The sequence below is a fragment of the Nonomuraea glycinis genome, from assembly GCF_035920485.1.
Lineage (GTDB): Bacteria > Actinomycetota > Actinomycetes > Streptosporangiales > Streptosporangiaceae > Nonomuraea > Nonomuraea glycinis.
Window position 1 is genome coordinate 7938123 of sequence record NZ_CP109166.1, and the last position, 12081, is coordinate 7950203.

Below are 12081 nucleotides of genomic sequence, written 5' to 3' on the forward strand. Positions count from 1 at the left end.
GTCAGCGCCTTTCCGTGCGGGGGAGCCTGGTGATCGTCGTTGCCTGCTGGGGCGCGTCCTGGCCGCGCAGCTCTTCCACGAGGGCCGCCATGCCGGCGACGGTCGGCACCTGGAAGAGGCTGCGCATCGGCAGCCGGACGCCGATCTTCTTCCTGATGAGGGCGATGAGCTGGACCGCGACGAGCGAGTTGCCGCCCAGCTCGAAGAAGTCCTGCTCGACGCTGACCTGGCGGGCGCCGATCACCTCGCCCCACAGCCCGGCGAGGGTGCTCTCCAGGTCGTTGCGCGGTGCCACGTGGTCGGACGGCAGCGCGTCCTGGCCGCCGGCGGCGGAGGCCGCGTCCAGCTCGTCGGCCACGGTGTCCTGGGTCAGCTCGCGGACGCCCGCCACGAACTCCGGGAGCGCGGTGGCGTTGACGACCACCTGCGGGCCCAGGCGGGCGGCGAGCAGGCGGCGGAAGGCCTCCGCGCCGTCCGCCGGCGTGATGCCGCGCTTGGCGCCGTCGAGGTCGAGGGCGACGCCGGCGGTGGCGGACTCCTCGTTGACGGCCGCCTCCTCGGCGCCCTGCCGGGCCCCTTCGCCGACGGTCTTGGTGACGGCCTGCTTGTCGATGCGCCTCAGGACGAAGTCGGTGATGGTCACCACCGCCTCGCCCGCGTCGTCGTACAGGGTGAGATCGGCGGCGAGCACCTCGCCGCCGCCGGTGTCGCGGTGCCGGGCGTGGCTCCACAACCGGGCCGGGAGCGGGGCGTGCACGGTGACGCGGCCGTAGCCGAGCGGGAGGTAACTGTGCTCGCCGGAGACGGCGATGTACGCGGTCGCCTCGTCCAGCAGCGCCGGGTGGAGGGGCAGGCGGTCCAGTTCGGCGGCGACGTCGGGGCCGGCTTCCAGGCGGGCGAGCTGCTCGTTCTGGCCGAGCTGCACGGCGCGCAGGCTGTTCCAGTGCGGCCCGAAGGCGAGCAGTCCGGACGCCGAGGTGAACGAGGCGACGTCCGCCGAGCCGTAGCCGCAGCGGGCCCGGACGTCGGCGAGGTCACCGGGCTGTTCCTCGGCGGCCACCCACACCGCCGAGCCCCGGGCGTGCTGGGTGGACCCGCCTCCTGTCACGCTGATCACCTCGAAGTCCATGCCGTCGCCGCTGGGGGTGAGCAGCACCCGCAGCTCGGCGGTGGACCCGTCGGCGACCGGGAGCGGCGCGACGAAGGCGACGTCGCGCAGCTCGATCACGTGGCCGGGGGCGGGGCTGGGCACGGCGGCCGCGAAGGCGGCGCGCGCGGTCTCCAGGTAGCCGGTGCCGGGCATGACGGGCACGCCGGCGACGCGGTGCTCGTTCAGCACCCAGTGGGTCTCGGCCGAGAGGGTCGCGGCGTACCAGGGGCGGCGGCCGGCGCTCTCGTGGCGGTGGCTGAGCACCGGGTGGTCCAGGCGGGTGACCCGGTCGCCGCGTTGCAGCGCGCGGAAGGCCACGGGGGCGGCGACCTCGGCCGCCATGCCGACCTCCAGCCAGGCTCCCCAGTTCACCGACACGACGTGGCCGGGCCAGGTGTGCGCGTAGGAGTCGAGGAAGTTGTTGGCGGCGCAGTAGTCGACCTGGCCGAAGCCGCCCGCGACGGCGGTCACCGAGGAGCACAGCATGACGAAGTCGAGCGGCAGCTCGCCGAACACCTCGCGCAGCGCCAGCGTGCCGGTGATCTTGGGTGCCATGACGTTCTCGGCCGTCTCGCGCTCCTTGACCTCGGCCATGCCGCCGCCGGGGACACCGGCCGCGTGGATGAGGCCGTCGACGCGGCCGAACCGGTCGAGCGCCTCGGTCCTGGCTCGCCGCAGGGAGGCGGGGTCGGTCACGTCGGCGGCCAGGACGACCACCTCGGCGCCGGCCGCCTCCATCCTGCGGATCGCGGCGACGGCCCGGCGGGTGCGCTCCGGCGCCCCGTCGAGGGTGTCCCACTCCGCGCGGGGCGGCAGCCCGGAGCGGCCGAGCAGCACCAGCCTGGCCTCGGCGCGCACGGCCAGGTCCTCGGCCAGGGTGAGGCCGATGCCGCCGAGTCCGCCGGTGATGACGTACACGCCGTGCCGGCGCAGCGGGTCGTCCTGCGGCTCGAGCGGCACCGGCGCGAAGCCGCGCACCCAGCGGCGGCCGGCGCGCAGCGCGACGGGAGAGGGCGGCACGCCCTCCTCGGGGTCGGCGTGCTCGGCGGCCAGCTCCGCCAGCACGGCGGCCGGGTCGTAGGCCGCCGACTCCAGGTCGAGGTGGCGGACGGCCAGCCAGCGGGCTTCCAGCGGGACGACGCCGGTGATGCCGGCGACGGTGGCGTGCTCGGGCCTGCGGACGTCCTGGCCGATGACGCCCTGGGTGCTCGCGGTGAGCATGTCGAGCCGGACGCCGGCGTCCCGCTCGGCCGCCGCCAGGGCCTGCACCAGGGCGAGGAGGCTGAAGAAGCCCACGTCCTGGGCGGCACGCGTCTGCGCGGCGTCGCGGGCGGGGTCGCCGTCCAGCGCCCAGGCGTGGATGATCCGCTGGGGCACGCCCGTGCGGGCGATGAGCGTCTCGTAGTCGTCGCGCTCGGCCGGGCGGAGGGTGATCGTTCCGTCGGGCGCGGTGCCGTACTCGCTGCCCGCGACCACCGCGACGACGTCGGCGCCGGCCGCGCGCAGCCCGTCGAGCAGCGGCTGCGCCGCGGGACCGGCGAACACCAGGCAGCGGACGCCGGCCAGGACGGACGGCGAGGCGGGCGCGACGGGGGCCTGACGCCAGGCCGGCAGGGAGAACCAGTCCTCCAACGGCTGCGCGCCCGTGCTCGGCGGCCGGGGGAAGACGAGCTCCGGGTCGACCGGGGTGTCCACCCAGTGGTGGGCGCGCTCGTAGGGGTAGGCGGGCAGCGGGACGCGGCGGGCGGGCTCGGCCAGGGCTTCGGTGTCGAGCGGGACACCGGTGGTCCACAGGGTGCCGGCCGTCGCGTAGATGATCTCCAGGTCGGACTTGGCGTCGGCGGGGCCGGGCAGGCTGGCCAGCGGCGCCGGGGCGGTCCGGGCGAGCTGGCCCCTGGCCAGGCCGGCGAGCTGACGGCCCGGCCCGCACTCCACCAGCCGCCACTCGCCGTCGGCGGCGAGCGTGCTCACGCAGTCGCCGAACCTGACGGCCTCGCGCAGGTGGCGCGTCCAGTAGGCCGGGTCGGTGGCCTCCTCGGCGGTGATCCAGGCGCCGGTGACGTTCGACAGGAACGGCAGGCTGGGCGCGTGCCGGGCCGCCTGGGCGACGGCGTCGTGGAAGTCGCCGAGGATCGGGTCCATCATCGCGGAGTGGAAGGCATGCGAGGTGCGCAGCGCGGTGTGCTGGATGTCGGCTTCGTCCAGCTGAGCGGCGTACTGGGCGATGAGTTCGCCGGGGCCGGACACGACGCAGGTGCCGGGGCCGTTGACGGTGGCGATCGACAGGCCCTCCGGCAGGGTGCCGCGCACCTCGTCGTGGTCCTGGCGGACGGCGAGCATCGCGCCTTCCGGCATGCTCTGCATGAGCCTGCCGCGGGCGGCGACCAGGCGCAGCGCGTCGGGCAGCGGGAAGACGCCCGCGACGGTGGCGGCCACGTACTCGCCGATGCTGTGCCCGATCATCGCGGCCGGCTCCACCCCCCACGAGCGCCACAGGCAGGCCAGCGCCCACTCCACGGTGAACAGCGCGGGCTGGGTGAGCGCCGTCTGGCGCAGCCGCTCGTTCGCGGCCTCGCGCTCGTCCTCGGCGGGGAAGAGCAGGGTACGCAGGTCGAGTCCGAGCTCGTCGGCCAGGATCTCGGCGCACTCGTCCACGGCCGCGGCGAAGGCGTGCTCGGTGCGGTAGAGCTCGGCGCCCATGCCCGCGTACTGCGCGCCCTGGCCGGAGAACAGCCACGCCACCCGGGGCGTGCCCGCCTTGCCCTTCAGCAGGCGCCGGGAGTCCGCCAGCGCGGCGACCGCGTCGGCGGCGTCGGCGGCCACCACGGCGGCGCGGTGGGCGAACTGCCGCCGCCCCACCCGCAGGGTGTAGGCCACGTCGGTGAGGTCGATCTCCCGGTCGGTGAGGTGCGCGGCCAGCCTGGCCACGGCGGCGTCCAGCGCGGCGGGCGTGCGGGCGGACAGGTGCAGCAGGTGGGCGGGGCGGGGCGGCGCGGGCGGCAGCGGGGCGGGCGGCGCCTGCTCCAGGACCACGTGCGCGTTGGTGCCGCCGATGCCGAAGGAGCTGACGCCGGCGCGGCGCGGGAAGCCGTCGGTGTCCCACTTGGTCAGGGTGTCGGCGACGTGGAAGGGGTTGGTGCCGAACTCGATGCGCGGGTTCGGCCGCTCGTAGTTGAGCGACGGCGGGATCAGCCCGTTCTCCAGGGAGAGCACGGTCTTGATGAACCCGGCGATGCCGGCCGCGGGGCCCAGGTGGCCGATGTTGGTCTTGACCGAGCCGATGCCGCACCAGCCGGCCTCGTCGGTGCCGGCGCCGAGCACGCTGGACAGGGCGGCGACCTCGATCGGGTCGCCGAGCGAGGTGCCGGTGCCGTGGGCTTCGACGTAGGTGACGGTGCGCGCGTCGATCTGGGCGACGCCCAGCGCCTGGGCGACGGCGGCCGCCTGGCCTTCGGAGCTCGGCGCGGAGAAGCCGACCTTGCTGGCGCCGTCGTTGTTGATGGCGTTGCCGATCACCACGGCGCGGATGTGGTCGCCGTCGGCGACGGCGTCGGACAGCCGCTTGAGCAGCACCATGCCCCCGCCGCCGCCCCAGATCGTGCCGGTCGCGGAAGCGTCGAAGGCGCGGCAGTGCCCGTCGGGGGCGTAGATGCCGTCCTGGTGGTACTGGTAGCCCCATTCGGCGGGCATCTCCAGGGAGGCGCCGCCGGTCAGCGCCATGTCGCACTCGCCGGTGCGCAGCGCCTCGCACGCGACGTGCAGGGCGACGAGCGAGGAGGAGCAGGCGGTGTGCATGGTCACGCTGGGTCCGCGCAGGTCCAGCTTGTACGACACCAGCGTGGCGAGGTAGTCGGGGTGGTTGCCGGTGTAGATGGCGAGGTTGCCGACGGAGGCGAACACCTTCTTGTTCGGCCGGATGTACATCCATTGGTATTCGTCCGAGCCGATCGCGCCGTAGACCCCGATCTCCCCCTTGTAGCGGGCGGGATCGTACCCGGCGTCCTCCAGCGCCGTGTTGGCGAGCTCCAGGAACATCCGCTGCTGCGGGTCGCGTAACTCCGCCTCACGGGGCGACATGCCGAAGAAGGCCGCGTCGAGCGCCCCGTAGTCGGCCGCGATGGCGGCCGCCGGGACGAACGTCGGATCGTCGAGCAGGTAGTCGGGGACGCCGAGAGCCTCCTGCTCCTGCCTGGTGTAGAACCTGACGGACTCGACGCCGTCCACCAGATTGCGCCAGAACGCGGGTGCGTCCTCCGCTCCGGGCAGCCGGCAGGCCACCCCCACGACCGCGATCGGCTCGACCCCAGGCTCCTCATCGTGGTACGTCATTCGGTGCTCTCCCGTCTGGCCTGGTGAGGCCGCTGTGGTGCGGGTCGTGCCCGGCGCGCCGCGACCCGCCGCGCGGCGCGCTCCGAACCGGCCGGCCGGCGCTCGCCGTCGAGGTGCGCGGCGAGCGTCCGTACGGTCGGGAAGCGGAACAGGTCCACGATCGGCACCTCGCGCCCGAGCGAGGCGGCCAGCCGGGCCTGGACCTGAGCGGTGGCGAGCGAATGCCCGCCGATCTCGAAGAAGTTCGCGTCGGCGGAGATCCTCGGCAGGCCGAGCACCTCCCGCCAGACGCCGGCGACCAGCCGTTCCGTCGCCGTGGCCGGTTCCTGGCCCCGCCCTGCGGCCAGGCGGTGCGGGGGAGCGGGCAGGCGGGCTCTGTCCACCTTTCCGTTCGGGGTGAGGGGGAGGGTGGGCAGGAGGACGACTTCGGCGGGGACGGCATGGTCGGGGAGGCCGGCCGCGAGGTGGCGCCGCAGCTCACCGGACTGGACGGCCGCGTTCCGCGGCACCGCGTAGGCGTGCAGCACCGCTCCCCCGGGCTGCTCGGCCACCTTGGCGGCGGCGGCCCGGACACCGGGATGGGCCACCAGGACGGCCTCGATCTCGCCGAGTTCGACGCGGTAGCCGCGGATCTTCACCTGCCCGTCGGCCCGCCCGGCCAGCACGACGCGGCCTTCGGCGTCGTAGCGGCCGAGGTCGCCGGTGCGGTAGCGGGCCGTCTCGCCGTCCGGCTCGCGGCTGAACCGCTGCCGGGTGAGCTCGTCGTCCAGGTACGCCTCCGCGAGGCGGCGGCTCCTGACCACCACCTCCCCGAGCTCTCCGGTGGCGGCCGGGGCGCCGCCGGCGTCCAGGACGAGCAGTTCCGTCCCGTCCACGCCCCGGCCGACCGGCACCGGATCGCCCGTGCCGGCCGGCTCGCCGGTGATCTCGTGCACGGACTGGGCCTGCGGGGTCTCGGTGGTGCCGTAGGTGTTGACCAGGCGGGCCGCCGGCGCCACGGCCCGGAAGCGGGCCACGTCCGCGTAGGTGAGGCGGTCGCCGCCGAACAGCACCAGCCGCAGGTCGGGCAGCTCGACCCCGGCGGCGGCGATCAGCGTGCCGAGCTGCGGCGTGAGGTGGGCGACGGTGACGCGGTGCTCGCGCAGCCAGGAGGCCAGGCGGGCGGGGTCGCGGACGCGGTCCTGGCCCGGCACGCACAGCCGCGCGCCCAGCGCCAAGGGGGTGAAGACGTCGCGCAGCAGCGGGTCGTGGGCCAGACCGGCCAGCAGCGCGAACCTGTCCTGCGCTGTCAGGCCGTACTCGGCGGTGTACCAGGACAGGAAGCGGGCCAAGGGGCGCTCGGCGGCGCGCACCGGCTTGGGCTCGCCCGTGGTGCCGGAGGTGAACGACAGATACCCGCGCCGCTCCAGCGGCACCTCCGTCACCGCCTGGCAGCCCTCCGGGCCTCCCGTCCGGGTGGCACCGCCGGGAGGGGCGGTGGTGTCAGGCGGCGCGGTCTCGCCGAGGCGGGGCAGCCAGGCCAGCTCGGGGGGCACCGGGACGCCGGGGCAGGCGATCAGCGCGCGGGCTCGTACCGAGCGGGCCTGGGCCGCCAGGCGGGCCGGGGGGAGGGCGGAGTCGAGCACGGCCCAGCGGGCGCCCGCCGTCAGGACGCCGAGCATCAGCGCGGGCAGCTCGCGGGTGCGGGCCGCCAGGATCGCCACCGCCTCACCCGACCGTACGGCCGCGGTGACGGCGGCGCCGGTCGTGGCCGCGAGCTCGGCCAGCTCGGCGTAGGTCAGCTCGCCGTCCTCGCCGGCGACCGCCACCCGCTCGGGGCCGTCGGCCACCTGCTTGAGCGCGCGCTCGACCACGCCGTGGCCATCCCAGGCGGCCAGCGCGCGCGTCCCGTCCGGCAGGCTCGCCGGTACCGCCCGCAGGCCCGGCGGTACGGCCAGCGGGCTCGCCGGTACGGCCAGCGGGCGGAGTGAGGCGTGCCGTACCGGCTGGTCCGGGGCGGCGACCAGGTCGGCGAGCAGCCGGAGGTAGCCGTCCAGCAGCGCCTCGACGCGCTCGGCGCGGAACAGCCGGGGGTTGTACACGGCCTGCAGCACGTAACGCCCGTCCTGTTCCGCCACGTACAGGGTGAGGTCGAACAGCGCGCCCGGCAGCCCGGGCGGCAACGGGCGGGCGGTGACCTCCGGCAGGTCCAGCCGGGGCAGGGTGAAGTCGTACATGTTGAACAGGACCTGGATCAGCGGGTTGCGGGACAGGTCACGCCCCGGCCCGAGCCGGTCGACCAGCCGCTCCAGCCGCACGTCGAGGTGGGCCAGCGCGCCGGACAGCTCCTCCTGGCAACGCCGCACGTGCGTGTCGAACGCGGTGCCGTCCTCGATGCGCAGCCGCACCGGCAGCACGTGCACCAGGCAGCCGGCCAGCGGGTCCAGCACCGGGTCACGGCGGTCGGCGACCGGGGTGCCGACGATCAGGTCGTGCTGCCCGGTGAGCCGCCGCAGCACCTGCGCGTACGCGGCCAGCAGCACCGCGTACGGCGTGCCGCCCAGCCGCGCCGCCAGGTCCCGGACGCCGGCGCTGACGCCGGCGGCCACCTCGGCGGAGGCGGCGGCCCCCTCGAAGGTCTGCACGGGCGGGCGCGGATGGTCGCGGGGCAGGTCGAGCACGGTGGGCGCGCCGTCCAGCCGCGCGCTCCACCACTCCAGGTCCGTCTCGCCGTCCCGCCCGGCGAGCCAGGCCACATACCCGCCGTACGAGGCCCGCAACGGGGTGAGCGTCTCGCGGCGGTAGGCGCGGCCGATGTCGTCGTACAACACCTTCTGCGACCACCCGTCGAACACCAGGTGGTGCGCGGTGATGGCCAGGACGTGCTCGTCGTCGGCGACGCGCAGCAGCAGGGCCCGCCACAGCGGCCCCGACTCCAGGTCGAAGGGCTGCCGGGCCTCGGCCTGCAGGTGCTCGTCCACCTCCCGCTCGGGCACGTCCCGCATGGGCAGCGGCACCGGTCCCGGCCGGGTGACCGCGACGACCGGCACCCCACCGGACTGCGGCACCCGCCACCTGAGCACCTCGTGCCGCCGCGCCACCACCGCCAGCGCGGCTTCCAGCGCCGCCACGTCGAGCGGGCCCGACAGACGCTGCGCCATCGCGATGTTGTGCGCGGGGGTGCCGGGGGCCAGCCGCTCCACGAACCACATCCGCCGCTGGATCGCCGACAGCGCGGCCGGGGCCTCGCCCGGCGGTTCGTCCCGCACGGGCGGGGCAAGCTCGGCGCGGCGGACGATGCCGGCCACGGTCCGGCCGGTCAGCACGTCCTCGACCGCGAGGTCCTTGCCCAGCTCGGCCCGCAGCAGGGCGGTGAGCCGCATGGCGAGCAGCGAGTGCCCGCCGCTGGCGAAGAAGTCGTCGCCTGGCCCCGGCTCCCCGCCCCCGAACGCCGCCGCCCACGCCCGCGCGACCCCACGCCCGGCCTCGCCCTCCACACCGGACGCCGCTTCCGGCCCGGCGGGACGGTGGGCGCGCAGGGCCGCCAGGTCGATCTTGCCCGCCACCGTGAGCGGGAGGGCCGCCAGCCGTACCACCCTGGTGGGGACCATGTACGCGGGCATGTTCTCCAGGCAGTGCGCGCGTACGTCCGCCACGCCGGGCGCGGCCGCAGGCGCCAGGTAGGCGGTGACCTCCTTCAGGCCGGTCGCGCCGGTGTCCACGTCGACCACCGCCTGGTGGATGTCCGGGTGAGCGCGCAGCACCGCCTCGATCTCGCCGATCTCCACGCGCTGACCCTGGACCTTCACCTGCCGGTCCAGCCGCCCGATGAAGCCGATGCGCCCCTCGTCGTCCAGCACGACTTGGTCCCCGGTGCGGTACAGCCGCGCGCCGGGCTCGCCGTACGGGTCGGGCGCGAACCGTTCGGCGGTCAGCTCCGGCCGGTGCAGGTAGCCGCGGGCCAGTTGCGGCCCGCCGATGCACAGCTCGCCGGGCGTGCCGGGCGGGCAGGGCTGGAGCAGGTCGTCGAGGATGTACGCGGTGCAGCCGGGCAGCGCGTGCCCGATGGGCAGCGGCCGGTCCCAGGCGCCGTCGAGCTCGGTGCCGACGACGCACACCGTGGTCTCGGTGGGCCCGTACCAGTTGTGGAAGCGCCGCACTCCCGGCTTCGACCAGCGCGCGACCTGCTCGGGCCCGGCCGGCTCCCCCGCCGTCAGCAGGTCGCGGAGCGCGGGCAGCCGCTCCGGGTCGAGCAGCGGGAGCAGCGCGGGCGGGATGGTCCCCCAGGTCACCTGGTGCCGTTCCAGGAAGCGCTGCAGGCGTACGGCGTCCACCCGATCGCCGTCGGGGATGAACATCACCGACCCGCCACGGGCGAGCGGCGCGAACACGTCGAGCACCGACACGTCGAAGCCGAGCGCGGCGAACCCGATCGACCGGCATCCGGCGTCGAGCCCGAACACCTCCCCCGCCATCGTGACGAAGGACACCGCCGAGGCGTGGCTCACCACGACCCCCTTGGGCCGCCCGGTCGAGCCGGAGGTGTAGAGCACGTAGGCCGCCGCCCCCGCCGGGATCGCGGGCGAATCCGGCGCCTGGGCCGAGGGAGGGGGCGCGTCCTCCGCCAGGGTGATCAGGTCGACGGCGAGCCCGGACAGCAGCTCGACGCCGGTGTCATCGGCGACGACCGTGGTGATCTGCGCGTCCTCGATGATCCCGCTGAGCCGCCGTCGCGGGTGCGACGGGTCCAGCGGCACGTACGCGCCACCGGACATGAGCACGCCCAGCACACAGATCAGCAGCTCGGGAGTACGGCGGCCGCAGACGCCGATCCGCACCTCGGGCCCCGCCCCCAGCGCGCGCAGGCGGCGGGCCAGCGCCGAGGCGGCCGAGGTCAGCTCCCGGTAGGTCAGCGTCCGGTCCCACTGCCGGACGGCCGGCGCGTCCGGCGTACGCCTGGCCTGGGCCAGGACGAGGTCATGCAGCAGTGGCCCGATGCTCATCCCGGTCACCCCGTCACTCGGCCTGTTCGGCGGGCATGTCGAATCTCAGCCGCACCCTGTCGTACGGCACCGCGACTGCGGCCAACGCTTCCCCCCGTGAGGTGTGCAGAGTCAGGTGGACGACCCGCCACCGGGCGAGCCGGTCCAGCCCCGGGCCGCCCTGGGCACGCCAGGGGCCGGGGTCGGCGAGGTCGGGAAAGCCGGCCAGCGCGGGATCGGCGCCCTGGCCGTCGGCGGCCAGCAACGCCCTCTTGGCGGCGACGGCCCGCAGTGCCAGCCACTGCCGGTCCTGTTCGGCCGCGTCCTCGATCTGCTCCCGCTCGGCCGCGCTCAACTCCGCCATGCCACGCTGAGCCGTCTCGCCCGGCGACCCGGACAGCGCTGTCGTGGGGTGTGGCGGCGAGGCGTGTGGTGGCTGGGAATGTGGCGGCGGGGACAGGGTGGCGGAGTGGCCCGCGCGCAGCACGGCGGCGCCGACCTCGGGGCCGGCGGCCGCGGCCAGCAGGGTCAGGCCGTCGGCGTGGCTCACGGCGATCGTGGCCTGGCCGTCGTAGTGGCGCAGGACCCGGTCGCGGCTCGCAGGGCCGGAGTCCTGGTCCAGCCAGAGGTGCACCTCGTCGGGCTCCGGCGGGGCGTGCCGGCCCGTCAGGTCCGCGGTGACGAGCGCGGCCAGGTCGGCGGGGCGGTCCTTGACGAAGAGGTGGCCGCCGCGCAGCGTGCGCAGGTGGAAGCCGGCCGTGGTGTGCCGGGCCCAGCCGAGCATCTCCTCCGCGCCCACCTCGCCGTCGTCGAGGCCGGTGAAGGCGACGATGCGGCAGTCCAGCGGGGGCTCGGGCGCGTACCGGTAGTTCTTGATCCAGGCGAAGTCGGCCCGGAGCACCGGCAGCAGCAGCTCGCGCAGCTCGGGGACGTGCTTGAGCTCCGGGAGCGCACCCGATCGGCGGACGAGCTGGTCGATGAAGGCGTCGTCGGGCAGATCGGCGGAGGCGGCCAGCGGCACCTTGCGATGCGGCGGGTGCGCGCCGCCGACGTACAGCCCGGCGGGCCCCGGCAGGCCGCGACGGCGCAGCTCACGGGCCACCTCGAAGGCGATCCGCGCGCCCATGCTGTGGCCGTACAGCAGGTACGGCGCGTCCGTGGCGGGCGCGATCTCGTCGGCGATCTCCTGGATCGTGAAAGCCGGGGGTTCGGCTATGCGGTTCTCCCGGCCGGGAAGCTGGATGGGGACCACCGTGAGATCGGTGAGCTCGCGAAGGAGCCCGGTGTAGGCGCTCGCGCCTCCTCCGGCGTACGGCAGGCAGAACATCGTGCGGGCAGAGCATGGGTTCGAGGGGTGGGAACCGTGCGGCGCCGCGGTCAGCTGGCCTGTGATCGCCCCGCACCTCCCCGGCATGAGGTCACTACCGGCCGCGCCGCCGCCAAGGACGGCGGAAGCTCGATTCGTCGCTGAATACAGAGGTCGTCAATCGCCATGTTACGGCGCTCCTCGACAAATGCCTCAAAACAACATCGAAAAGGATTTACTACGAACAGTTACGAGATTTCATACGATGTCGCACCGAAGTTCGACAGTGACTCTTATATCTATCTTTGGAGCCTGGAGTCAACGGCCCGATAACC

The 12081-nt window shown here is 75.0% G+C and carries 3 protein-coding genes; all 3 read right to left on the bottom strand.

The window, feature by feature from the left end; genetic code table 11:
* Position 1 precedes the first annotated feature (1 nt).
* Genes OHA68_RS37380 through OHA68_RS37390 form a run of 3 tightly spaced genes read right to left on the bottom strand, consistent with a single transcriptional unit; the run spans position 2 to position 11767 of the window.
* Complete coding sequence (locus OHA68_RS37380) at positions 2-5479, bottom strand: type I polyketide synthase (RefSeq protein WP_327104468.1); 5478 nt, start codon at positions 5477-5479, stop codon at positions 2-4.
* Positions 5476-10461 (bottom strand): non-ribosomal peptide synthetase, encoded by a 4986-nt coding sequence (locus OHA68_RS37385; RefSeq protein WP_327104469.1) that lies wholly within the window; start codon positions 10459-10461, stop codon positions 5476-5478. Before OHA68_RS37385 ends, OHA68_RS37380 begins: the two co-directional genes overlap by 4 nt.
* Before the next feature lie 13 nt (positions 10462-10474).
* Positions 10475-11767, bottom strand: coding sequence for a thioesterase II family protein (locus OHA68_RS37390; protein WP_327104470.1), 1293 nt, complete (start codon positions 11765-11767; stop codon positions 10475-10477).
* Positions 11768-12081 lie beyond the last annotated feature (314 nt).

Excerpts from the sequence above, each read along its gene's own strand:
- OHA68_RS37380 (WP_327104468.1), bottom strand. The coding sequence starts at position 5,479 with ATGACGTACCACGATGAGGAGCCTGGGGTCGAGCCGATCGCGGTCGTG.
- OHA68_RS37385 (WP_327104469.1), bottom strand. The coding sequence starts at position 10,461 with ATGAGCATCGGGCCACTGCTGCATGACCTCGTCCTGGCCCAGGCCAGG.
- OHA68_RS37390 (WP_327104470.1), bottom strand. The coding sequence starts at position 11,767 with ATGTTCTGCCTGCCGTACGCCGGAGGAGGCGCGAGCGCCTACACCGGG.